Annotated in this window: 21 protein-coding genes; 11 read left to right on the plus strand and 10 right to left on the minus strand. The window is 68.6% G+C overall.

Annotated features, from left to right (window positions below; genetic code table 11):
- The 3 genes from D6682_03045 to D6682_03055 all read right to left on the minus strand — a co-directional run.
- A partial coding sequence (locus tag D6682_03045) for an FMN-binding glutamate synthase family protein (protein RMH51935.1) occupies positions 1 to 710 on the minus strand: 710 nt, incomplete at its 3' end.
- Positions 711 to 955: 245 nt separating this feature from the next.
- Positions 956 to 2,539, minus strand: coding sequence for a diguanylate cyclase (locus tag D6682_03050; GenBank protein ID RMH51936.1), 1,584 nt, complete (start codon positions 2,537 to 2,539; stop codon positions 956 to 958).
- Positions 2,328 to 3,182, minus strand: a complete 855-nt coding sequence (locus D6682_03055) for an alpha/beta fold hydrolase (protein ID RMH51937.1) — start codon at positions 3,180 to 3,182, stop codon at positions 2,328 to 2,330. The genes D6682_03050 and D6682_03055 overlap by 212 nt, the downstream gene beginning before the upstream one ends.
- Before the next feature lie 240 nt (positions 3,183 to 3,422).
- On the opposite strand from D6682_03055, the gene D6682_03060 reads away from it, so the two are divergent.
- The 5 genes from D6682_03060 to D6682_03080 all read left to right on the plus strand — a co-directional run bounded on the left by D6682_03060 (position 3,423) and on the right by D6682_03080 (position 8,866).
- Positions 3,423 to 4,574 carry an ADP-forming succinate--CoA ligase subunit beta gene (locus D6682_03060; protein RMH51938.1) on the plus strand — a complete coding sequence of 384 codons (1,152 nt, stop codon included), beginning with the start codon at positions 3,423 to 3,425 and terminating at the stop codon, positions 4,572 to 4,574.
- Positions 4,574 to 5,317 (plus strand): methyltransferase domain-containing protein, encoded by a 744-nt coding sequence (locus tag D6682_03065; GenBank protein RMH51939.1) that lies wholly within the window; start codon positions 4,574 to 4,576, stop codon positions 5,315 to 5,317. Before D6682_03060 ends, D6682_03065 begins: the two co-directional genes overlap by 1 nt.
- A gap of 10 nt (positions 5,318 to 5,327) precedes the next feature.
- Positions 5,328 to 6,164 (plus strand): folate-binding protein, encoded by an 837-nt coding sequence (locus D6682_03070; protein RMH51940.1) that lies wholly within the window; start codon positions 5,328 to 5,330, stop codon positions 6,162 to 6,164.
- Positions 6,165 to 6,321: 157 nt separating this feature from the next.
- The gene (locus D6682_03075) at positions 6,322 to 8,523 is read left to right on the plus strand and encodes an acyl-CoA dehydrogenase (protein RMH51941.1); all 2,202 of its coding nucleotides are present in this window, start codon (positions 6,322 to 6,324) and stop codon (positions 8,521 to 8,523) included.
- Positions 8,524 to 8,698: 175 nt separating this feature from the next.
- Positions 8,699 to 8,866 carry a Trm112 family protein gene (locus D6682_03080; GenBank protein RMH51960.1) on the plus strand — a complete coding sequence of 56 codons (168 nt, stop codon included), beginning with the start codon at positions 8,699 to 8,701 and terminating at the stop codon, positions 8,864 to 8,866.
- A 29-nt stretch (positions 8,867 to 8,895) separates the two neighbouring features.
- Here the strand turns inward: D6682_03080 and gcvT are convergent, their stop codons facing one another.
- Both gcvT and folD read right to left on the minus strand, forming a co-directional pair.
- Complete coding sequence (gene gcvT / locus D6682_03085; protein RMH51942.1) at positions 8,896 to 10,026, minus strand: glycine cleavage system aminomethyltransferase GcvT; 1,131 nt, start codon at positions 10,024 to 10,026, stop codon at positions 8,896 to 8,898.
- A complete protein-coding gene (gene folD / locus D6682_03090) occupies positions 10,023 to 10,895 on the minus strand; it encodes a bifunctional methylenetetrahydrofolate dehydrogenase/methenyltetrahydrofolate cyclohydrolase FolD (GenBank protein ID RMH51943.1) in 873 nt (290 codons plus the stop codon). Before folD ends, gcvT begins: the two co-directional genes overlap by 4 nt.
- Positions 10,896 to 11,313: 418 nt before the next feature.
- Between folD and D6682_03095 the strand changes: the two genes are divergently transcribed.
- On the plus strand, positions 11,314 to 14,538 hold the full coding sequence (locus D6682_03095; protein RMH51944.1) for a ribonucleoside-diphosphate reductase: 3,225 nt from the start codon (positions 11,314 to 11,316) through the stop codon (positions 14,536 to 14,538).
- On the plus strand, positions 14,525 to 15,184 hold the full coding sequence (locus tag D6682_03100) for a TSCPD domain-containing protein (GenBank protein RMH51945.1): 660 nt from the start codon (positions 14,525 to 14,527) through the stop codon (positions 15,182 to 15,184). The genes D6682_03095 and D6682_03100 overlap by 14 nt, the downstream gene beginning before the upstream one ends.
- A gap of 21 nt (positions 15,185 to 15,205) precedes the next feature.
- On the opposite strand, the gene accC is transcribed toward D6682_03100, so the two are convergent.
- From accC to D6682_03120, 4 genes are read right to left on the minus strand one after another with little or no spacing between them, the layout of a single operon-like run.
- Positions 15,206 to 16,558, minus strand: a complete 1,353-nt coding sequence (accC, locus tag D6682_03105; GenBank protein RMH51946.1) for an acetyl-CoA carboxylase biotin carboxylase subunit — start codon at positions 16,556 to 16,558, stop codon at positions 15,206 to 15,208.
- A 7-nt stretch (positions 16,559 to 16,565) separates the two neighbouring features.
- Positions 16,566 to 17,033, minus strand: a complete 468-nt coding sequence (locus D6682_03110) for an acetyl-CoA carboxylase biotin carboxyl carrier protein (protein ID RMH51947.1) — start codon at positions 17,031 to 17,033, stop codon at positions 16,566 to 16,568.
- 36 nt (positions 17,034 to 17,069) lie between these two features.
- Positions 17,070 to 17,510 (minus strand): type II 3-dehydroquinate dehydratase, encoded by a 441-nt coding sequence (gene aroQ / locus D6682_03115; protein ID RMH51948.1) that lies wholly within the window; start codon positions 17,508 to 17,510, stop codon positions 17,070 to 17,072.
- Complete coding sequence (locus tag D6682_03120) at positions 17,507 to 17,998, minus strand: hypothetical protein (GenBank protein ID RMH51949.1); 492 nt, start codon at positions 17,996 to 17,998, stop codon at positions 17,507 to 17,509. The genes aroQ and D6682_03120 overlap by 4 nt, the downstream gene beginning before the upstream one ends.
- A 102-nt stretch (positions 17,999 to 18,100) precedes the next feature.
- Here D6682_03120 and thiS point away from each other — a divergent pair, with 102 nt between their 5' ends.
- Positions 18,101 to 18,301 (plus strand): sulfur carrier protein ThiS, encoded by a 201-nt coding sequence (gene thiS, locus D6682_03125; GenBank protein RMH51961.1) that lies wholly within the window; start codon positions 18,101 to 18,103, stop codon positions 18,299 to 18,301.
- Positions 18,302 to 18,365: 64 nt separating this feature from the next.
- Here the strand turns inward: thiS and D6682_03130 are convergent, their stop codons facing one another.
- Positions 18,366 to 18,743: a hypothetical protein gene (locus D6682_03130; protein ID RMH51950.1), complete on the minus strand. Its 378-nt coding sequence runs from the start codon at positions 18,741 to 18,743 to the stop codon at positions 18,366 to 18,368.
- A gap of 291 nt (positions 18,744 to 19,034) precedes the next feature.
- Here D6682_03130 and D6682_03135 point away from each other — a divergent pair, with 291 nt between their 5' ends.
- Genes D6682_03135 through D6682_03145 form a run of 3 tightly spaced genes read left to right on the plus strand, consistent with a single transcriptional unit; the run spans position 19,035 to position 22,227 of the window.
- Positions 19,035 to 19,829, plus strand: a complete 795-nt coding sequence (locus D6682_03135) for a thiazole synthase (GenBank protein ID RMH51951.1) — start codon at positions 19,035 to 19,037, stop codon at positions 19,827 to 19,829.
- Positions 19,754 to 20,284, plus strand: a complete 531-nt coding sequence (locus D6682_03140) for a universal stress protein (GenBank protein ID RMH51952.1) — start codon at positions 19,754 to 19,756, stop codon at positions 20,282 to 20,284. Before D6682_03135 ends, D6682_03140 begins: the two co-directional genes overlap by 76 nt.
- The gene (locus D6682_03145) at positions 20,281 to 22,227 is read left to right on the plus strand and encodes a hydantoinase/oxoprolinase family protein (GenBank protein RMH51953.1); all 1,947 of its coding nucleotides are present in this window, start codon (positions 20,281 to 20,283) and stop codon (positions 22,225 to 22,227) included. The genes D6682_03140 and D6682_03145 overlap by 4 nt, the downstream gene beginning before the upstream one ends.
- Positions 22,228 to 22,338 lie beyond the last annotated feature (111 nt).

A 22,338-nucleotide genomic window follows, 5' to 3' on the forward strand; every position in this document is an offset into this window, starting at 1 on the left:
CCCTTGCCCGGCGTGGCCCCCTGACCGAGCTTGATCTCGAACATGCGCACCTGCTCGATCTCCGCCAGCGCACGCAACCGTGCATCGGAAAGGCGTCCCTGTTCGTCGCGCACCCCGTACTTGGCGGTGCCGATCTGCACCACCAGGTCGCATCCTCCCTCCAGATGATAGGGCGAAAGCCACCCTTCTCCGGTGTTCAGCCAGCAGCCGGCACGGGCCGCCCCCAGCGAGAGTGCCTGCACCGCCACCCTGGAGAGGGCGCCGTAGCTCATCGCCGAGATGTTGAACAGGCTGGGGGCGGTGAACGGATGGAGGCAGTCGGGGCCGATGACCATCGGTTCGACGGCTGCGGCGTCCTGCTCCAGCGTCGGGTAGGGGCAGTTGACGAAGCTGATGTTTCCGGTCTGGCCGATGTCGCGGGTGGAGCCAAAGGGGATGGTGTTCTCCCGGTTGTTGGCCGCACGATCGACCCAGTCGCGCAGCGCGCGGTTGAAGGGCATCTCTTCTCGATCCATGGCGAAAAAGTACTGGCGGAAGAAGACGCCGAGGTGGGTGAACAGACCGCGGAAGCGGCCGATCAACGGGTAGTTGCGGCGGATGGCGTCGTTCGTCTGGGTGATGTCCAGCACGAACAGCACCACCGCCGCCAACAGCATCCCCCCGATGGGCACGACCATCGCCGCGGCCATGCCGCTGTAGAGCGCACTCATGATGATCGATGGTCGCGGATGATGGTTTCTTGCGGAGCTACCATGTTTGGATTCCCACCGGATTTGTTTGTTCATCCCGTACGGTATGCCACCATGAGTCGCACATGCGGTGCAGCTCTTACAACGGCAACGGCCGCGCTCTTCGATCACCGTGAAGCCAAAAAGCCCACGGACGGGCTTTTTGCGGTCAGATCACGCTATGTTGTCATGGTTCGACCCCGATGGGGGCGATGCGCGGCTACGGATCATCCTCCATCGCAGCAGATGCGGTTGCGGCCGTCTCTCTTGGCCTGGTAGAGGCAGTCGTCGGCCAGTGAGACCATCCGTTCCAGCCCATCCGCCGGACCGCAGCAGACCCCGATGCTGATGGTGATGCGGATCTCGTTTGTGCCGGTGTCGATCACGCTGTCGGCGACCTGTCGGCGGATCTGTTCGAACAGTGCGGCGGCATCCTGCCGCTCCACTCCCATGGCGAGCAGACAGAACTCCTCACCACCGAAACGGGCCAGCAGGTCGGAGTCACGCAGCCGGCGTTGGAGGATGATGGCGAGCTGTTTCAGCACCATGTCTCCGGCATGGTGGCCGTGGGTGTCGTTGATCTTCTTGAAATGGTCGATGTCGATCATCGCCACGGCCAGCGGAATCCCCTCGCGGACGGCGTTGGCGTAGAGTCGCTCCGCTTCCGGGTAGAAATATCGCCGGTTGTGCAGTCCGGTGAGAAAGTCGTGGGCCGCTGCGTGCTTGAGCTCCTCGATGTAGTGGAGGCGGTCGAGGTTGAGTAGGATGCGGACGAGGATCTCTTCGCGCAGGGCGTTCTTGGCCACGTAGTCGGATGCGCCGTTTTTGAGGAATGCCGCCGCCAGGGCGGGAGAACCGGTGCCGGAGATGCCGATGATGGCGGTTTCGTCGGCCTTGGTGATGTGGCGGGCCTCCCGTACCCACTCCACTCCGTCGACATCCTCCATGGCGTAATCGACCAGCACCACCCGGATCGTGCCGCTGTGAAGCTTGATCATGCGGGTTGCGGCATCGCCACTATCCGCCTCGAGCACCCGGAACATCATGCGGGAGAGGATGGTGCCGAAGTGGGAGCGTGCGGTCGGCGAGTCGTCGACGATCAACGCCTGATAGCGACGGTTGCGGTGGAGATGGTTGATCAGGGTGGTCAGGTAGTCGACGCAGGAGTCGTGCCGCTTGGAGACGTAGTCGATGATCGGCAGCTGCAGGATGCGGGCACGCAGCTCCTCCGAGACATGGCCGGTGAAGACGATGCAGGGGATGTGGTGTCCGATCAGCATCTCCACCACCTCGCCGTCCGATGCATCGGGCAGTACCAGGTTGGTCAGCGCAAGAAAGATCTGCTTGCCCTCCCGGGCCAGGGCCGCCGCCGCTGCGGTGCGGCTGGCCACCGCGACGACGCGGAACGGCGTCTCAGCAAGCAGACGCTGCTTGAGGATGCGGGTGAAGAAGGCCGCGTTCTCGATGAGGAGGATGGTGTCTGCCTCGCTTCGGTCGGGGGGAAGGGGGGAGGTGGGGTGGACGGTCAAGATGTTGCCTCCAATCGCAGGATGATGGCCGGTGGTCGGACAGGTTGCATGAGGGGTTCGCAAGAAACCGTCATCGCGGCCATGGCCGGACGTTTTGCGCTTCGACCCTGCATGGCCGTGGGGGATCGGCGGTGCCCTTCGGGGCGACCGCGATCGTCCGTGTTCGGCCCTCCGCCTGCAAGTACCTCGATCTTCCGTGTAGCCGGCACGGACGCGGGGGCATCCCCCTTGCGTCGATCCACGGCATGTGGCCGCGGCCGGCGAGACGGTGCAGTTCGGCATGCGGCAGCCGCCTGGACAGCCACTCCGCCGCGGCGATCGGGACGATGCGGTCTTCCGTGCCGTGCCACAGGGTCACCGGCTGGCGGACGGCGGCGGCCGTGGCGCGCAGGTCGAGCTGCTCCAGCAGTGCGGCGCCGGCACGCAATCCGGCCGGTTGCGGCGGCGGAAGGGAGGCGAGGTAGTCCCGGGTGAAGGCGCGCAGCCGTGCGCGATCTCCGATGACGCCATGGACCATCAGCCGGACGAATCGGGCGGGATCCCGGCGTGCGATGAGGTGGTCGACCAGCGCGTGCAGCGACTGCCGGTCGATGCCGTGCGGCCAGTCGGGGCGCCGGAGGAAGCAGGGGGTGGCGGCGTAGAGGTCGAGCTGGACGACCCGTCGGTACTGGCGTGCGGCGATCTCCAGCGCCAGCATCGCCCCCAGCGACCATCCGATCAGGTGCAGCGGCCGTTGCGGCGGCAGTTGCGCCTCCAGCCGATCGACCCATGCCGTCGCCGGTGCCTCCTCCGCTTTGCCGTGGCCGGGGAGGGGGAGCAGCAGGTCGTCTCCGGCCGGTATGCGGTCGCTCCAGCTCCAGCTCTCCGGCGCCTGTCCCCAGCCGTGGAGGAAGACGCGCAGCGGTGCATCGGTGGTCGTGGGCATCGGGGTGGAGTATAGCCGGTTGGTATCGATGCTCCGATCGCAAAACGTCCATCCATGGATGTTTTGGCTTCACGGCGATCGAAGGGCGTGCTCTTCGATTCCCTTGCAAATCGGTCGGTTGCATGCGCAACCTCCGGTTTTGCGCGATCGTACCGGTGATCGCAAACGGGATCGGGGCGGAGGGTCCGGGCCATGAAGGCCGGAGTGTGATTCCCATGGAAGGGCGGATGGCGGGCGAGGATGAACATCCACGAGTATCAGGCCAAGGAGCTGTTCCGCCGTTTCGGTGTGCCGACACCGCGCGGGCGGGCGGCATCGACCGTGGAGGAGGCGGTATCGGCGGCGGAGGCGCTCGATGGCCCCCCCTGGGTGGTCAAGGCGCAGATCCATGCCGGCGGTCGCGGCAAGGCCGGTGGGGTGCGGCTGTGCCGCTCCGTGGAGGAGTTGCGGCAGGCGGCCGGCGGCCTGCTCGGCCGTAGGCTGGTCACCCGTCAGACCGGGGCGGAGGGGCGGCTGGTGCGCCGCCTCTACGTCGAGGAAGGGGTGGAGATCGGCCGGGAACTCTACCTCTCGCTGCTCATCGACCGGGCCTGCGGCAGGCCGGCCTTCGTCGTCAGCCCGGCCGGCGGGATGGAGATCGAGCAAGTGGCGGCCGAGCGGCCGGAGGCGATCGGCCGCTATCCGGTGGAGGAGATCGATCGCATCGATGGGCCATCCGCTGCGGCGGTCGCCCGCTTCCTCGCCGTGGAGGAGGGTGAGATGCGGCCGCTGTTGCAGGGGCTGCTCGAGCTCTTCGTCCGCTGCGATGCCTCGCTGATCGAGCTCAATCCGCTGGTGGTTCGCCCCGATGGTCGTCTGGTCGCCCTCGATGCCAAGATGGCCATCGACGACAACGCCCTCTTCCGCCAGCAGGAGCTGGCCGGGTTGCGTGACCCCGACGAGGAGGATGCTCGCGAGCGCGAGGCTGCTGCCTTCGGCCTCAACTACGTCGCGCTCGACGGCGACATCGGCTGCATGGTCAACGGCGCCGGCCTGGCCATGGCCACCATGGATGTGATCCAGCTCAAGGGGGCGCGGCCGGCCAACTTCCTCGACGTCGGCGGTGGTGTGACGGTGGAGCGGGCCGCCGCGGGGTTCCGGCTGCTCTTCTCCGACTCTCAGGTGCGGGCGGTGCTGGTCAACATCTTCGGCGGCATCGTCCGCTGTGACATCATCGCGAACGGTCTGGTCGCCGCCCGCGCCCGGCAGGTGCGCAAGGACCTTCCCGTGTTGATGCGGCTGGTCGGCACCCATGAGGAGGAGGGGCGGGCGATCATCCGGGATGCCGGCATCGACGTGCGCTGGGCGCAGACGCTGGATGAGGCGGCCGGGCTGGCGGTGGCCGCTCTCTGATGACGGTGCGCGACGGCGAGAGAGGGGAGGGCTACACCTTCCACCACCGCCGTCGGGGGGAGGGGCTCCTCTTCGATCAGGAGATGGCGCGGGGGCTGCCCGGGATGATCCGCGGCACCATCCCCGGCTACGATCTGATGCTGGAGCTATGCACGGTGATCGCCGGGGAGTATGCCGCCGACGACAGCCTGCTGTTCGATCTCGGCTGCGCGCTCGGCGACACCACCGCCGCCTTGCGTGCCGGCTGCCGGGGCAAGCGGTGCCGGATCGTTGCGGTGGACAGCGCGCCGGCGATGATCGTCCGCTGTCGCGACCGCTTTCCGCCGGAAGAGGGGCTGCCGCCGGTGGTGCCGCTCTGTGCCGATATCCGTGACATCCGGGTGGCCGATGCATCGGTGGTGGCGCTCAACCTGACGCTGCAGTTTCTGCCCCATCGCGCCCGCCTGCCGTTGCTGCGCGCCGTCCGTCACGGCATGAAGCGGGGGGCGGCGCTGCTGCTCAGCGAGGTGGTGGTCTTCGAGGATCAGGTCGTGGGCAAGCGGCTGGTCGGGTTGCAGGGCGCCTTCAAGCGGCGGGGGATGGAGGGGGAGGAGGGGCGCTCCGCAGCGTCGACGCCCTTCGATGCCCTGTTGGATGCCGATACCATCGAACAGCATCTCCACCGGCTCCATCTGGCCGGCTTCGCCCGGGTGATGCCCTGGTTCCAGTGCCTCAACTTCGCCTCGATTCTGGCGATCCGGTGACTCCCGCCGCATGAAGCTGGATCGACCGCTACTGGCCCTCCGCTCCGCCTGGGCGGTGGTGGAGCTGCGTGGCCCGCGCGCCGCCGACTACCTGCAGGGGCAGATCACCCAGGATGTGGCGCGTGCGGCGGCCGACCGGCTCACCCTTGCCGCGCTGCTCACCCCGCAGGGCAAGGCGGTGTGCGATCTCTGGTTCGCCCCGGAGGGGGATGAGGGGTGGCTGCTGATCGTGCCGGCCTGCGCGCGGGAGGAGGCGTGCGCCCGGCTGAGGCGCTTCAGCCTCGGTTATACGCTGACCATCGCTCCCTCTGCGCGGCGGCTCTGGTCGCTGCAGGGGCCGGGAAGCAGGGCGCTGGCCCGTGGTCTCGACCACGCCTGGCCGCAGGCCGAGGCGGCCGACGAGGGGGTGTGGATCGTGGCGGTGGAGCAGCCGGAGCTGGCCGGAGTGGAGCGGGTCGACGAGGAGATAATCGAGCGCGGCCGCATCCTGCGCGGCATCCCCCGCTTCGGCGTCGACTGGAGCGGCTACCCGCTCAACGCCGGGCTGATCGAGCGCGGCGGGGTCAGCTTCGACAAGGGGTGCTATGTCGGGCAGGAGGTGACCAGCCGCATGCGCTGGCGCGGCGCCATCCGCAAGCGGATCTGCCGGCTCGCTCTCGACGGTCCCGCCCCGGCACTGCCGGCGCCGCTCTGCTCCGGGCAGGCGGAGGTGGGGCGGATGACCAGCGCCGCCGACGACGGGGCGGGCGGGGCGATCGGCATCGCCCAGTTGCCGATCGAGTTGCTGGATCGCGGCGCGCGGCTGACCCTGGCCGACGGCCGACCGGTGGAGGTGGTCGATTCATGATGGTTTCGCAAGAAGCCATCATCGCGGCCATGGACGGCCGCGCAAAGCCGAAGCTTGCGTATGCAAGCGAAGGTTTTGTAAGGCGATCGAAGACCGCGCTCTTCGATTGCCGTCAAGCAAAAAGTCCACGGACGGACTTTTTGCGATCTGATCATTCATGACCCTCTATCAGCGTCTGCGCCGGCAGCTGCCGCCGATGTCGCCCACCGAGGAGGAGGCGCTGGCCGCCGGCGGCGTCGGCTTCGAGCGTGAGCTCTTTCGCGGCCGGCCCGACTGGCGCCGGCTGCCCGAGTACCATGCGCTGAACGCGGCGGAGCGGGCCTTCCTCGACGGGCCGGTGCGCACCCTCTGCGCCATGCTCGACGAGTGGAAGATCAACGAGCTGCGCCGCGACCTGCCGCCGGAGGTGTGGGCCTTCCTCCGATCGGAGGGCTTCTTCGGCCTGATCATCCCCGAGCGCTACGGCGGCAAGGGCTTCTCCGCCGCCGCCCATTCGGCGGTGGTGCAGATGATCGCCTCCCGCTCGGTGACCGCCGCGGTGACGGTGATGGTGCCCAACTCGCTCGGGCCGGCGGAGCTGCTCATCGCCTACGGCACCGACCGGCAGCGCGAGTACTACCTGCCTCGGCTGGCCACGGGCGAGGAGATTCCCTGTTTCGCCCTCACCGGGCCGTGGGCCGGCTCGGACGCCGCGGCCATGCGCGACCGCGGCGTGGTCTGCCGGGGCGAGTGGCAGGGGAAGCAGACGCTCGGCTTCCGCCTAACCTTCGACAAGCGCTACATCACGCTGGCCCCGATCGCCACCCTGATCGGGCTGGCCTTCCACGCCAGCGATCCCGACCATCTGCTCGGCGATGTGGAGGATCTGGGCATCACGCTGGCCCTGCTGCCCGGTGATCTGCCCGGGCTGCAGCGGCGGCGCCACCGGCCGATCGGCGCCGCCTTCCACAACGGGCCGCTCCGTGGGCGCGACCTCTTCATCCCGCTGGAGCAGGTGATCGGCGGAGGGGAGCGGATCGGCCAGGGGTGGCGCATGGTGATGGAGCGGCTGGCCACCGGCCGGGGGATTTCGCTGCCCGCGCTCGCCTGCGGCGCCGGCAAGCTGGCGCTGTATACCTCGGCGCGCTACTGCCGCATCCGGCGCCAGTTCCATCGGCCGATCGGCGATTTCGACGGCGTGGCGCTGAAGCTGGCGGCGATCGCCGGCCGCCTCTATCTGATGGATGCCGGCCGCAGGATGACGCTGGCGGCGATCGACGGCGGGGTGACGCCGGCGGTGCTCACCGCCGTGGTCAAGCACTACCTGACCGAGGAGATGCGCCGTGTGGTCAACGACGCGATGGATCTGCACGGCGGGCGGGCGATCTGCCAGGGGGCGTCGAACTACCTTGCCCACGCCTACCAGTCGCTGCCCATCGCCATCACCGTCGAGGGGGCCAACATCCTCACCCGCGGCATGATCATCTTCGGCCAGGGGGTGATGCGCGCCCACCGGTTCCTGCGGCGCGAGCGGGAGCTGCTCGCTTCAGACGGGGGGGAGGCGGCCTTCCACGCCCTGCTGCGCCGCCATCTGTTCGCCTTCGCCGTCAATGCCGGCCGCGCGCTGCTGCTTGGGCTCTCTGACGCCTGCTGGGCGCGGGCGCCGGCCGCGGGCGGGGAGCGGCGCTACTACCAGCATCTGGGGCGGATGGCGGCGCTGTTTGCGCTCTTGACCGACCTGGCACTGGCGCTGCTCGGCGGCGGGCTCAAGCGCAACGAGGCGATCAGCGGCCGGCTGGCCGACGCTCTGGCCTGGCAGTACCTCTGCACCTCGGCGCTGGAGGGGTTCAACCGGCGCGGCAGCCCGCGCGCCGAGCGACCGGTGCTCGACTGGGCCTGCCGCTACGCGCTCCACCGGGCGGAGCAGGCGCTGCTCGCGCTGATCGCCAACCTGCCGCTGGCCGCACCTGCGCGCGCGCTGCTGCGGCTGTTGCTCTTTCCGTTTGGTCGGCGCATGGCCCCGCCCGACGACGCGCTGGGCCGCCGGCTGGCCCGGGCGGTGCAGCAGGACGAGGCGCTGTTGGCCGCGCTCACCGAGGGGATGGCGGTCAGCAGCGATCCCGCCGATCCGGTCGGACGGCTCGACGCCGCGCTGGCCGCTTGTCGGGCGGCGGACCCGCTGGAGGCGCAACTGGCCCGGCGCGGGGTGCGCTTCCGCCCGGAGCGGGAGGAGTATGCGGCGTGGCTGGAGCGGTTGGTCGCCGACGGGACGCTGGATGCGGAGCAGGTGGCGTTGCTGCGGCAGGCTGCGGATGCGACCGCTCGGGCGCTGGCCGTGGACAGCTTTCCGCTGCGGCGGTCGGAAGTGGTGCAATCATGATCGAATCGCCAAAAAGTCCGTCCGTGGACTTTTTGCTTGACGGGAATCGAAGAGTGCGACCTCATATTGCCTTACAAGTCAATCACTTGCTTGCGTAAGCCCTTGATTTGCGCGGCCGTCCGTGGCCGAGATGATGGTTTCTTGCGAAACCATCAATCATGACAGGAGGACGATGATGATCGATGAGGATCTGCTGAAGATTCTGGCCTGCCCCAAGTGCAAGCAGTCGGTTCACTACAACGACAACCAGGATGGGCTGGTGTGCGACGCCTGCCGGCTGGTCTATCCCATCCGCGACGATATCCCGGTGATGCTGATCGACGAGGCGGAGCCGCTCGACTGATCTCAAGCGGTGCGCCGTCGGGGAGGGGGCTACCTCGACCGGCGCACCCGGCTGCGGACGAAGGGGGTGCGGGTGCGCTCCGCGGCCACCGCGCGGCCGCGGATCTCCACGGCGAGATCGCCGCATTCGGCCCGGTCCGGCGCCACGTAGGCCAGCGCCACGCCACAGCCGGCCAGCGGTGAGAAGAGCCCGGAGGTGACCGCTCCGACCCTGCGGCCGTCGGCCAGCACCGGATAGCCTTCGCGCGGGATGCCGCGCTCGGTCAGCCGCAGGGCGATCAGTGCTTTGCGCCTTCCCTGCTGCAGGCGGTCGGCGACCGCCGCGCGACCGATGAACGGCCCCTTGTCCATGTCGGTGATCCACATCAGATTGGCCTCCACCGGGGTGACCTGCGCGTGGATCTCGTGGCCGTAGAGGGCGTAGCCCATCTCGGTGCGCAGCATGTCGCGAGCGGCCAGCCCGGCCGGGAGGGCGCCGGCATCGAGCAGCGCCTGCCACACCTCGGCCGCCCGCCCGTTCTCCAGATAGAGCTCGAAGCCGTCCTCGCCGGTGTAGCCGGTGCGGCTGATCAGGGCCGGCGCGCCGCAGAGCGCCCCCTGCGCGAAGTGGTAGTAGGCGATGGTTTCGAGGTCGATGTCGGTCAGCGGCTGCAGCATGGCCTGGGCGCCTGCCCCCTGCAGCGCGAGCAGCGCGGTGGCGTCCGACTCGTCGGTCACCGTGACGGCGTATTGCGCTGCCTGCCGCGCAAGGTGGGCGACATCCGCCTGCCGGTTGGCGGCGTTGACGCAGAGGTAGTAGCGATCGGCGGCGAGGCGGTAGGTGGTGATGTCGTCGATGAAGCCGCCCTCCTCGTTGAGCAGCGCCGAATAGTGGACCTGGCCGTCGCACAGACGGGTGACATCGTTGGTGGTGACCTGCTGCAGGAAGGCCAAGGCCTCCCGCCCTTCGACCCGGATCTGGCCCATGTGGGAGATGTCGAACAGCCCGGCGCCGTCGTCGCCGCGCACGGCGTGGTACTCCTTGAGCGCGCCGGTCGGGTACTGCAGCGGCATGGCGTAGCCGGCGAAGGGGACGATGCGGGCGCGAAGCTCGGTGTGTTGGTGGTGGAGGGCGGTCTGTTGCAATGGTTTCCCCTTGGAAGGCCGGTCGGTGGCGTTCATCGCCCGCGCTCGTGGTGTGCGCGGAAGGCGGAGATGGTGTTGGCCAGCAGCATGGTGATGGTCATCGGGCCGACCCCTCCGGGGACCGGCGTGATCCACCCCGCGCGACGGGCGGCGCTCTCGAAGACCACGTCGCCGGAGAGGGTGCCGTCGGCCAGGCGGCTGATGCCGACATCGACGACGATGGCGCCGGGCTTGATCCACTCTCCCTGGACCAGTCCCGGCTTGCCGGCGGCGGCGACCACCAGATCGGCGCGGGCGATGTGCGCGGCGAGGTCGACGGTGAATCGGTGGGTGACGGTGACGGTGGCACCGGCGAGCAGCAGCTCCATGGCCATCGGCCTGCCGACGATGTTGGAGGCGCCGACGATCACCGCTTCGCGGCCGTGCAGGTCGATGCCGGTCTCGGCGATCAGCCGCATGCAGCCGTAGGGGGTGCAGGGGCGCAGCGCCGGTGCGCGCGCGGCCAGCCGGCCGACGTTCAGCGGATGGAAACCGTCGACATCCTTGTCCGGATCGATCGCCTCGATGATCGCATGGGTGTCGATCTGCGGCGGCAAGGGGAGTTGCACCAGGATGCCGTCCACCCGGGGATCGCGGTTGAGTTCGTCGATCAGCGCCAGCAACTGCCGCTGGCTCGTCTCCGCCGGCAGATGGTGGGAGAAGGAGTCGATGCCCAGGTCGCGGCAGGCCCGCTTCTTGTTGCGCACATAGATCTGTGAGGCGGGATCGTCGCCGACCAGGACCACCGCAAGCCCGGGGGGGCGGCCGACGCTGCGGGTGAGCCCGGCGAGCTCGTCGCGCATGGCGGTACGCATGCGGGTGGAGAGTGCCTTGCCGTCGAGCAGCCGTGCGGACATGGCGCCGATTCTGGCGGCGGCGGCCGCGCGGCGCCACCTCCGCTCCCCGGCGCGGGCGCGCTCCCCGGCGCCGGATGGCGCCTCCCTGTGGATGAGATCGGGCGAATCGCTTTGCCCTCAAACCCTTGGCCCGTGTGGATGGTTTGTGGAGAAGCTGTTTAGGGAGAAAACACAATCTGTTGTGTCCCTCCCTCTTCTTGACACACTACATCTTGTGTTCATCGTTCGGGCCGCCGCGGACATGTGATGGTTCCGCAAGACACCATCATCCGCGGCGTGGGCGTGTCGCGCAACACGGGAGTTTCCCCATAGAGGCAACTGTTTTGTAAGGGAATCGAAGAGCGCGCTCTTCGATTCCCGTCAAGCAACAAGTCCATGGACGGACTTGTTGCGATTCCATCAAAAATTCTGGTTCGAAGGAGGGCGTATGCACAACCTGCAGGTGCAAACGAGGCGCGAGGAGCAACAGGCGGTCGATGCGGTTCCGATGCAGCCGGCCAGCATCGACATCTGGGACAGGAAATACCGGCTCAAGGCGAACGACGGCACGCCGGTGGACGGCTCCATCGAGGAGACCTATACCCGGGTGGCGCGCGCGCTGGCCGAGGTCGAAGAGGAGGAGAAGCGGGAGTTCTGGTTCCACCGCTTCGGCTGGGCGCTGGCCAACGGCGCCATCCCCGCCGGCCGCATCGTCTCCAACGCCGGTGCCGGGGCGCACAAGCCGGCCACCTCGACCATCAACTGCACCGTCTCCGGCACCATTCCCGATTCGATGGACGGCATCCTGACCATGGTGCGGGAGGCGGGGCTGACGCTGAAGGCCGGTTGCGGCATCGGCTACGAGTTCTCCACCCTCCGGCCGAAGGGGGCCTATGTCTCCGGTGCCGGCGCCTACACCTCCGGGCCGCTCTCCTTCATGGATATCTACGACAAGATGTGCTTCACCGTCTCCTCCGCCGGCGGCCGGCGGGGGGCGCAGATGGGCACCTTCGACATCTCCCACCCCGATGTGATCGACTTCATCCGCGCCAAGCGCGAGGACGGCCGGCTGCGCCAGTTCAACCTCTCCTGTCTGATCACCCGCGAGTTCATGGAGGCGGTCAAGGCCGACGCCGACTGGCATTTGGTCTTCCCCGCCAGCCCGGTCGAGCTGGAGGATCCCGAAACCCAGGTGGTCTTCCGCCGGGTGGCCAACCCGCCGGCCAACTGCACCCGCGACGAGCGCGGCCGGGTGGCCTGCAAGGTCTACCGCACCATCAAGGCGCGGCGGCTGTGGGATGTGATCATGGCCTCGACCTACGACTACGCCGAGCCCGGCTTCATCCTGATCGATCGGGTCAACGAGATGAACAACAACTGGTGGTGCGAGGAGATCCGGGCGACCAACCCCTGCGTCACCGCCGATACCTGGGTGCAGACCGCCGACGGGCCGCGCCGGGTGGCCGAGCTGATCGGCCGCCGCTTCGAGGCGGTGGTCGACGGCGTGGTGCATGCCAGCGGCGAGGAGGGCTTCTTCCGCACCGCACACAAGGAGGTGGTGCGGCTGGCCACCCGCGAGGGGTATGCGCTACGTCTGACCGCCGATCATCGGGTACGACGGGTGATTCGCATGACCGACCGGGTGCTGGAGACGGAGTGGATCGAGGCTGAAGCGCTGCGGCCCGGCGACCGGGTGCTGCTCCATCGCCACCGCGACCTGCGCTGGCCGGGCGCGCTGGGGCGCCACGAGGGCTACCTGCTGGGGGCGCTGGTCGGCGCCGGCGCGCTGGAGGAGGGGGGTGCCGTCCTCTCGGTATGGGCGGGCAGGAAGGAGGCCAACGGGCCCGACGGACCGGGGGGTGCCCACGCCCTGATGATCGAGGTGGAGCAGGCGCTCCGTCGCCTCTCCCCATCGGACGGCAGCGGCGGTTGGCAGGAAGTCGGCGGCAGCGGCGGCTGGCGGCTCCACTCCACCGCCCTGTGCGATCTGGCCTTCGGGGTGGGGTTGCGCCCGGGCGAACGGGCGATCACCCCGGCGATGGAGCGGGCGTCGTCCGACTTCTACGAGGGTTTCCTGCGCGGCCTCTTCGACGCCGACGGTACGGTCCTCGGGGTGTCGGGCGGGGCGGAGCCCTCCGTGCGGCTGGAGGGGTGCGACCGGTTGCTGCTGGATGCGGTGCAGCGCATGCTGCTGCGCCTGGGCATCGTCTCGGCCATCCGGCATTGTCCCCATGCGGATGGTGCGGGGCGCCCGCGGTATGTGCTGGTCGTCTCCGGCGGCAACCTGGAGGTCTTCGCGACGCGTGTCGGCTTCGCCGACGGCGACAAGTGGATCCGCCTGCAGAGCCTGTTGGGGCGGTGTCGAGGCAGGCTGGAGCGGGAGCGTTTCGTCGCCACCGTGGAGGGGCTCTCCCCCGACGGCTGCGAGGAGGTCTTCGACGTACAGGTCCCCGGCATCCACACCTTCGATGCCAACGGTCTGCACGCCCACAACTGCGGCGAGCAGCCCCTGCCGCCCTACGGCGCCTGCCTGCTGGGCAGCATCAACCTGACCCGCTTCGTGCGCGACCCCTTCACCGATGCCGCCTCCTTCGACTGGGAGCGGTTCCGCGAGGTGGTGGCGGTCTTCACCCGCATGCTGGACAACGTGGTGGAGATCAACGGCCTTCCCCTGGAGCGGCAGCGGGAGGAGATCATGCGCAAGCGGCGCCACGGCATGGGTTTCCTCGGCCTGGGCAGCGCGCTGACCATGCTCCGGGTGCGCTACGGCTCCAGGCAGGCGCAGGAGTTCACCGAGCAGGTCGCCTACGAGATGGCCCGCACCGGCTACCGCGTCGGGCTGGAGCTGGCCGAGGAGAAGGGGCCGGCGCCGATCATGGACGAGATGGTGACCGTCACCGAGGAGATGATGCGCCGGCGGCCGGAGATGGCCCGAGACGGCATCGCGGTGGGCGACGAGGTTCCCGGACGGGTGCTGTGGGCGCGCTACTCGCGCTACATGCAGCAGTTGGCCGCCTCCGGGGATCCCGAGGACGCCGCGCTGGTCGAGGCGCTGGCCGAGCGGGGGTGCCGCTTCACCCACCACTCCTCGATCGCGCCGACCGGCACCATCAGCCTGAGCCTGGCCAACAACGCCTCCAACGGTATCGAGCCCTCCTTCGCCCACCACTACGCGCGCAACGTGATCCGCGAGGGGAAGAAGAGCAAGGAGAAGGTCGACGTCTACTCCTACGAGTTGCTCGCCTACCGCACGTTGGTCGATCCCGATGCGACCCCGGAGGGGGGATTGCCGGACTACTTCGTCAGCGCCGATACGATCACCCCCAGGGAGCATGTCGACATGCAGGCGGCGGCGCAGAAGTGGATCGACTCCTCGATCTCCAAGACGGCCAACGTGCCGACCGACTACCCCTACGAGGAGTTCAAGGAGATCTACATGTACGCCTATGAGAAGGGGTTGAAGGGGTGCACCACCTTCCGCTTCAATCCCGAGGTGTTCCAGGGGGTGCTGGTCAAGGAGCAGGATCTGGCCAACACCACCTACCGCTTCACCCTGGAGGATGGCTCGACGGTGGAGTGCAAGGGGAACGAGATGGTCGAGTACGACGGCGAGGTCCACAGCGCCGCCAACCTGTTCGACGCCTTGAAGGAGGGATACTATGGCAAGTTCTGAGGCACCGCGGAGGATCGACGGCCGCATCGTCGGCTACGAGGTGGTGACGCCGAAGGAGAAGCAGGAGGATGGCGGCGACGGGAATGTGACCAGCATCGCGCCGCTGCTCGAACGTGACGACGTGCTGCAGGGGTCGACCTACAAGATCAAGACCCCGATGAGTGAGCATGCGATGTACATCACCATCAACGACATCGTCATCGAGGATCCCGACGGCGGCAGCCACCGGCGGCCGTTCGAGATCTTCATCAACTCCAAGAACATGGAGCATTTCATGTGGATCGTGGCGCTCACCCGGGTGATCTCGGCCATCTTCCGCAAGGGGGGCGATGTCACCTTCCTGGTCGAGGAGCTGAAGGCGGTGTTCGACCCCCGCGGCGGCTACTACAAGCGCGGCGGCAAGTACATGCCCTCGCTGGTGGCCGAGATCGGCGAGGTGATCCAGCAGCATCTGATCGGCATCGGCATGATGGACGGCCAGCTGGCCACACCGGAGCTGGAGGCCAAGCGCAAGGAGGCCAAGGCGCGGCTGGGGGCGGATGCCGCCGCCCGCGGCGGCCAGTGCGACAAGTGCGGCGCCATGGCGGTGGTGCGGCTGGACAACTGCAACACCTGTCTGGAGTGCGGCGACTCCAAGTGCGGCTGAGCCCCCGGCCGGAGCGGGGGGCTACTCCTCGCTGAGCTGCTCCAGCCACCGCTCCAGGAAGTGGATGTCGAAGCTCCCCGCCTGGAACGCCGGGTTGGCCAGGATTCTCCGGTGCAGCTCCTGGTTGGTGGTCACGCCGCTGATCACCAGTTCGTCGATGGCCCGCTGCATGCGCCGGATGCACTTGTCGCGGGTTCGCGCATGGGTGATCACCTTGCCGATCATCGAGTCGTAGAAGGGGGGGATGGTGTAGCCGCTGTAGATGGCGGCGTCGACCCGCACGCTGCGTCCGCCGGGGGCGTGGAAGAGCTCGATGGTCCCCGGCGCTGGGGTGAACTTGAAGGGGTGTTCGGCGTTGATGCGGCACTCCAGCGCATGCCCCTTCATCTTGAGCCGCTCCTGATCGAAGGCCAGCCGCTCGCCAGCCGCCACCCGGATCTGCCACTCGATCAGGTCGACGCCGGTGATCCACTCGGTCACCGGGTGCTCCACCTGGATGCGGGTGTTCATCTCGATGAAGTAGAAGGAGCGATCGGCGTTCATCAGGAACTCGATGGTGCCGGCCCCCTGGTACTCCACCGCCCGGGCCGCCGCCACCGCCGCCCGGTAGAGCCGTCGGCGGGTCTCCTCGTCGCAGAAGGGGCTGGGCGCCTCCTCCATCACCTTCTGGTTGTTGCGCTGGATGGAACACTCACGCTCGAACAGGTGGACGATGTTGCCGTGGCGGTCGCCGAGCACCTGCACCTCGATGTGGCGCGGGGTTTCGAGGAACTTCTCGATGTAGAGGGTGTCGTCGTCGAAGGCGGCCGCCGCCTCGCTCTTGGCCATGAGGAAGGCGTTGGTCAGCGCCGACTGCTGGTAGACCACCTTCATGCCCCGGCCGCCGCCGCCGGCCGCCGCCTTGATGAGGATCGGATAGCCGCAGCGGTCGGCGGCGGCACTGGCCTCCTCAATGGTGCCGACCGCACCGTCCGAGCCGGGAATCAGCGGCACGCCGGCGGTGCGCATCAGCGCCTTGGCCTTGACCTTGTCGCCCATGGCACGCATCGACTGCGGTGTCGGCCCGATCCAGGTGTAGCCCGATTCGATGACGATCTCGGCGAACTCGGCGTTCTCGGCGAGGAAGCCGTAGCCGGGGTGGATCGCCTCGGCATGGGTCACCTCGGCGGCGGCCATCACCGCCGGGATGTTGAGGTAGGAGAGGTTGGGGGCGGCCGGGCCCACGCAGACCGCCTCGTCGGCCAGTCGGGTGTGCATGGCGTCGCGGTCGGCCTCGGAGTAGATGGCCACGCTCTTGATGCCCAGCTCGCGGCAGCAGCGGATGATGCGCACGGCGATCTCGCCGCGGTTGGCGATCAGGATCTTGTGGAACATCGGCGCCTCAGGCCGGGGTGATGACGAAGAGCGGTTGACCGTACTCCACCGGTGTGGCGTTCTCGACCAGGATCCGGGTGACCACACCGCTGTACTCCGATTCGATCTCGTTCATCAGCTTCATCGCCTCGATGATGCAGAGCGTATCCCCCTTGTTGACCCGGCTGCCGATGCGCACGAAGGGTTCGGCGTCGGGGGATGGGGCCTGGTAGAAGGTGCCGACCATCGGTGAGGTGACGGTGTAGCCGTTGTCGTCATGCGGTTGCTGCTCCGGCGCCCCGGCCGGTGCGGCGGCGGGAGGAGGTGTGGATAGGGAGGCGGGTGCCGTCGCGGCGGGTGCCGCCTCCGTCGCCGGTAGGGGAGCCGCCGGCGTACGGGTGAGCCGTACCGACGCCTCCCCTTCGTGGACCTCGATTTCGGTCAGGTCCGACGCCTGCAGCAGTCGGGCCAGCTTTCGGATGTAGGCGATGTCCATGATCCTTCCCTTTGCTCGCGTTGGTGTGGGATGTCCTCAGCGGCGTCGGGTGAGATGGGCGTGCATGGCGCGCAGCGCCAGCAGGTAGCCCTCTCCCCCCAGGCCGCAGATCACGCCGAGGGCGACGTCCGACAGGTAGGAGCGGCGGCGGAACGGCTCGCGGCGGTGGATGTTGCTTAGATGCACCTCGATGAAGGGGCGCGCCACCGCCAGCAAGGCGTCGCGGATCGCCACGCTGGTGTGGGTGTAGGCCGCCGGGTTGATAATGATGCCATCGGCCTCGCACTGCTGGATGCGGTCGACCAGCGCTGTCTCGCTGTTGCTCTGGAAGCTGGTGAGCGCCACGCCGAGCTCGTCGGCCAGCGCGGCGAGCCGGCCGTCGATCTGCGCCAGGGTCTCGCTGCCGTAGCGCTCCGGCTCGCGCCGGCCCAGCAGATTGAGGTTGGGGCCGTGCAACACCAGGATGGAGACGGTCAACTTCGATTCCGCTGCAACGCGCCCGCCGCCTCCGGGGAGATGGCGTGCGCCCCCCCTTGCCCCTCCCGCTCCCAGCGGTGCTTGAGGCGGATCAGCCGCATATCGTCGGGGCGGCGGGCCAGCAGCCGGTCGAGCATGGCCAACGCCTGTGCGGTCTCTCCCTGGCTGTGGAGCAGCTTGGCGATGCGCATCGAGCCAGGAACCTCCTCTGCCTGCTGCGGTTGCTGTTCCTCCCGCAGCCGTTTGGCCTTGCGGTAGTGGACCCGGGCGCGGGCGATCGCACCGCGACGCTGCTCCAGCTTGCCGAAGAGGTACCAGACACGGGGGTCGGAGGGGGCGAACGCGGCCAGGTCGCGCAGCATCTGCTCCGCCTTTCCCTCCTCCCCGCGGCGGAGCAGCGCCACCGTCTGCTCCAGCCCCTGGGCCAGTCCCGGCCAGTTGTCCGGCAGAGGCAACCGCTTGGGCTTCTCCTCGCACTCTGGCAGCATGCGGCTCAGGCTAGGAGCGTGCGCCCGGTCGGTCAACGGAATGCGGCGGTTTATGCCGTTTTTGGCCGGAAACGGTGGCGATGGAGGTCGGTTTTGCCGGATTTGCGCAAGATTCTGCTCAACGGCGAGGAGCGCGAGGTGGGGGCCCGTACCCTGCAACAGCTGGTCGGGGAGTTGGGGTTGCGGCCGAGGATGATCGCCATCGAGCGCAACCTTGCGGTGGTGCCGCGCAGTCGCTGGGAGGAGACGGAGCTGGCCGAGGGCGATCGTATCGAGATCGTGCAGATGATCGGAGGCGGGTGAGGTGCACGGGAGCGGGTAGGGGGCGCCTTCGTCTCCGGATGGTGGGCGGGCGCCGGCGGAGCGATCAGGCGACCTTCCTCTCCAGGATGGTGATCCGTTCTTCGTGCGCTTCGACCTTCCCGCCGATCGCATCCATCCTTGCGGCCAACTCTTCCCTCGTCTCTTTCAGCTCCTCGTGCACGGCATCGATCTTCTTGTCCAGCTTCTCGTGCACGGCATCGATCTTCCCGTCCAGCTCCTCGTGCACGGCATCGATCTTTCCGTCCAGCTCCTTGTGGGAGAACTTGAGCAGGTCCATCACCAGGCGGTGATCTTCCTTGGCCTCACGGTGGTATCGCTCGACCTTCTCATCCAGGGCCGCATAGCCCTCCAGGACGAGGGACATCTTGCTGTTCATCTCCTCGAGGATCATGTTGAGGTGCCGTATCTCGCTTTCCGTCATTGGTGATCGAATCGCAAAAAGCCCGTCCATGGACTTTTTGGCTTCACGGGGATCGTAGAGCGCGCTTCGGGCGCCTTGCCAAGGCCGCCGCTTGCAATGAGCAAGCCTAGCCGGATCCCCCCCGCCGGGTCCAGCCCGGTAGGTCGATCGTGGAGGGGGCGCAGGCCGACCCGCCAGGGAGCGGTGCCGATGCGATCGCTGCCGGCGCGGGGATGTCGGGTTTGGGCTTCGTCCCCTGCTCTGGCAGCATGCGGCGCATGCGGGATCCGTCCGGAAAAGGAGCAGGTTTGCATGGCACGACAGGGTGAGGACGACGACGCGCTGGTGATCGGCAGCCACCGCTTCCGCTCGCGGCTGATCGTCGGTTCGGGCAAGTACAAGGATTTTCCGACCACCAGGGCGGCGGTCGAGGCGGCGGAGGCCGAGATGGTCACCGTGGCGGTGCGGCGGGTGAACATCACCGAGGCGGGCAAGGAGAATCTGCTCGACTACATCGATCCCGATCGCTACACCATCCTGCCCAACACCGCCGGCTGTTACACCGCCGAGGATGCCGTGCGCACGCTCCGGCTGGCGCGCGAGGCCGGTGGCTGGAACCTGGTCAAGCTCGAGGTGCTCGGCGATGCCCAGACGCTCTACCCCAACGTGGTCGAGACGATCAAGGCGGCCGAGGCGCTGGTCGCCGACGGCTTCGAGGTGATGGTCTACACCAACGACGACCCGATCGTCGCCACCCGGCTGGAGGAGGTCGGCTGCGTGGCGGTGATGCCGCTGGGCAACCCGATCGGCTCCGGTCGCGGCCTGGCCAATCCATTCAACATCCATGTGATCAAGCAGCGGGCCGGTGTGCCGATCGTGGTCGATGCCGGCATCGGTACGGCCAGCGATGCGGCCCAGGCGATGGAGCTGGGGGTGGATGCCTGCCTGATCAACACCGCCATCGCCGAGGCGCGCGATCCGCTGTTGATGGCGCGGGCGATGCGCGACGCGGTGCGCGCCGGTCGCGCCGCCTGGCTGGCCGGACGGATGGCCAAACGCGCCTTCGCCTCCGCCTCCTCGCCGACCGACGGCTACTTCTGGAGCTGATCGTGCGCCCGATCCGCCACATCCTCGCACCGACCGACTTCTCCCCCTCCGCCGATCAGGCGGTGCGCACCGCAGCCGATCTGGCGGTGAAGTTCGCCGCCGACCTCACCCTGCTGCACATCGTCGCCCCCCAGTACTACCTGCCGGAGATGGGCGAGCCGATGATGCCGGCGATGGAAGACCTGACCGAGACGCTGGTGGCCTCGGCGAAGAGCCGGCTGGCCGAGCTGGCCGCGATGCTCCAGCCGGAGCCGCGCTGTGTGGTCGAGGTGAGCCTGCGCAAGCCGGCCGATGCCGTCTGCCACTATGCCGCCGGCCACGGCATCGACCTGATCGTCATCGGCAGCCACGGCCGCACCGGCCTGATGCACCTGCTGCTCGGCGCCACCTCCGAGCATGTGGTGCGCTACGCCGACTGCCCGGTGCTGGTGACCAAGCTGGAGCGCAACGGCTGACGACTCCGCTTCTGCTCGGTGTCGACACCGGCGGCACCTTCACCGACTTCGTTCTCTTCGCCGACGGCCGGCTCACCTTCCACAAGGAGCTCTCCACCCCCGACGATCCGGCGCGGGCGATCCTCGCCGGTGTTGCGGCGCTCGGGCTGGCGCCGGAGCGGCTCCATCTGGTCCACGGCTCGACGGTGGCGACCAACGCGGTGCTCGAACGCAAGGGGGTGCGCACCCTGCTGATCACCAACCGCGGCATGGAGGATCTGCTCACCATCGGCCGTCAGCAGCGGCGCGCCCTCTACCGGCTGGACGATCCGCCGCATCAGCCGTGGCTGGCGCGCGACGACTGCCTCGGCGTCGGCGGCCGGGTTGGCGCCGACGGCGACTACGATCCAGTGCCCGAGGAGGATCTGGCCGAGGCGGCCGCCCGTGCCGCCGGCTACGATGCGGTCGCCGTCTGCACCCTGTTTTCCTTTCTGCGGCCGGAGCAGGAAGAGGCGATCGTCGCCGCGCTGGCGGACCATCCGTGGGTGAGCGCCTCGCATCGGCTGCTGGCCGAGGCCGGCGAGTTTGCCCGGGCGGCGACCACCTTCCTCAACGCCTCGGTTGCGCCGCTGGTCGCGCGCTACCTGCGTCGCCTCGCCGAACGCCTCCAGCCGCGCCACCTCTTCGTCATGCACTCCGCCGGCGGGGTGATGTCGGCCGGGCAGGCGGGCAGCGAGGCGGCGCGCATGGTGCTCTCCGGCCCGGCCGGCGGTCTGGTCGCCGCCTGGCGGGTGGGGGCGGATCTGGGGCTGGAGCGGCTGCTCACCTTCGATATGGGCGGCACCAGCACCGATGTGGCGCTGATCGACGGGGGGCTGGCCCGCACCACTGAGGGAAGCATCGCCGGCCTGCCGCTGGCCCTGCCGATGCTCGACATCCACACCATCGGCGCCGGCGGTGGTTCGCTCGCCTGGCGCGACGCCGCCGGTCTGCTCAAGGTGGGACCGCGCTCGGCCGGCGCCGATCCCGGGCCGGTCTGCTACGGGCGGGGCGGCCGGGTGCCGACGGTGACCGACGCCAACCTGCTGCTCGGGCGCATCCCGCCGCAGACGCGGCTGGCCGGGCGGATGGGGCTCGATCGCGATACCTGTCGCGCGCGCATGGCGGAGATGGCCGCCGGCATGGGGATGACGGCGGAGGAGCTGGCCGGTGGCATCGTGCGGCTGGCCGAGGAGCAGATGGCCGGGGCGCTGCGCCGGGTGTCGGTGGCGCGCGGCATTGATGTGCGCGATTTCACGCTGTTCTGCTTCGGTGGCGCCGGCGGGCTGCACGCCTGCGCGCTGGCCGAGGCGATGGAGATGCATCGGGTGCTGGTGCCGCGGGCCAGCGGCGCCTTCTCGGCGCTGGGCATGCTGCTTGGCCGACGGCAGAGCGACCGCTCGCGCAGTTGTCGGCTGCCGCTCTCCGCCTGCGGCGGGGAGGCGTTGGCCCGGCTGAAGGAGCAGCTCGCCGCCGAGGTGGAGGCGGTGATGGGGGGGCTGCGGCTGCAGCACGAATGGCTGGTCGATCTGCGCTACCGCGGCCAGGGGTTCCACCTCACCCTGCCGCTGGCGGAGGAAGAGGAGGAGATGGCCCGGGCCTTTCATCAGGCCCACCTGCGCGCCTATGGCCACCGGCTCGATCTGCCGGTGGAGATCATCACCCTCCGGCTGATCGCCACCGCCGAAGGGGAGCCGATCACGCTGCCGCCGATCGAACCGGCGCTGGCTGCACCCGCCCCCTGCGGCGCCTCCGAGGTGGTCGGCACGGGAAGGGTGCCCTGTTTCGCCCGCGCCGGGCTCGGCGCCGGCTGCCGCCTGTCGGGGCCGGCGCTGATCGTCGAGGAGCACGCCACCACCTGGCTGGCGCCGGGGTGGCGGCTGCAGGTCACCGTCCAGGGCCATCTGTTGATCGAACATGAATGACGACTTCGCAAGAAGTCGGCATTCGCGGCCAGGACGGCCGCGCAAAACGGGGGCTTGCGCATGTAAGCGACTGTTTTGTAAGGCGATCGAAGACCGCGCTCTTCGATCGCC

This window comes from Zetaproteobacteria bacterium, assembly GCA_003696765.1.
GTDB lineage: Bacteria > Pseudomonadota > Zetaproteobacteria > Mariprofundales > J009 > RFFX01.

Bases quoted from the DNA above. Each gene is read 5' to 3' on its own strand.
- D6682_03135 (RMH51951.1), top strand. From the start codon at position 19,035: ATGGCACGACAGGGTGAGGACGACGACGCGCTGGTGATCGGCAGCCAC.
- D6682_03050 (RMH51936.1), bottom strand. From the start codon at position 2,539: ATGCCGAACTGCACCGTCTCGCCGGCCGCGGCCACATGCCGTGGATCG.
- D6682_03075 (RMH51941.1), top strand. From the start codon at position 6,322: ATGACCCTCTATCAGCGTCTGCGCCGGCAGCTGCCGCCGATGTCGCCC.
- D6682_03055 (RMH51937.1), bottom strand. From the start codon at position 3,182: ATGCCCACGACCACCGATGCACCGCTGCGCGTCTTCCTCCACGGCTGG.
- accC (RMH51946.1), bottom strand. From the start codon at position 16,558: ATGTTCCACAAGATCCTGATCGCCAACCGCGGCGAGATCGCCGTGCGC.
- D6682_03080 (RMH51960.1), top strand. From the start codon at position 8,699: ATGATCGATGAGGATCTGCTGAAGATTCTGGCCTGCCCCAAGTGCAAG.
- gcvT (RMH51942.1), bottom strand. From the start codon at position 10,026: ATGAACGCCACCGACCGGCCTTCCAAGGGGAAACCATTGCAACAGACC.
- D6682_03095 (RMH51944.1), top strand. From the start codon at position 11,314: ATGCACAACCTGCAGGTGCAAACGAGGCGCGAGGAGCAACAGGCGGTC.
- D6682_03120 (RMH51949.1), bottom strand. From the start codon at position 17,998: ATGCTGCCAGAGTGCGAGGAGAAGCCCAAGCGGTTGCCTCTGCCGGAC.
- D6682_03060 (RMH51938.1), top strand. From the start codon at position 3,423: ATGAACATCCACGAGTATCAGGCCAAGGAGCTGTTCCGCCGTTTCGGT.
- D6682_03110 (RMH51947.1), bottom strand. From the start codon at position 17,033: ATGGACATCGCCTACATCCGAAAGCTGGCCCGACTGCTGCAGGCGTCG.
- D6682_03100 (RMH51945.1), top strand. From the start codon at position 14,525: ATGGCAAGTTCTGAGGCACCGCGGAGGATCGACGGCCGCATCGTCGGC.
- D6682_03130 (RMH51950.1), bottom strand. From the start codon at position 18,743: ATGACGGAAAGCGAGATACGGCACCTCAACATGATCCTCGAGGAGATG.
- D6682_03070 (RMH51940.1), top strand. From the start codon at position 5,328: ATGAAGCTGGATCGACCGCTACTGGCCCTCCGCTCCGCCTGGGCGGTG.
- D6682_03065 (RMH51939.1), top strand. From the start codon at position 4,574: ATGACGGTGCGCGACGGCGAGAGAGGGGAGGGCTACACCTTCCACCAC.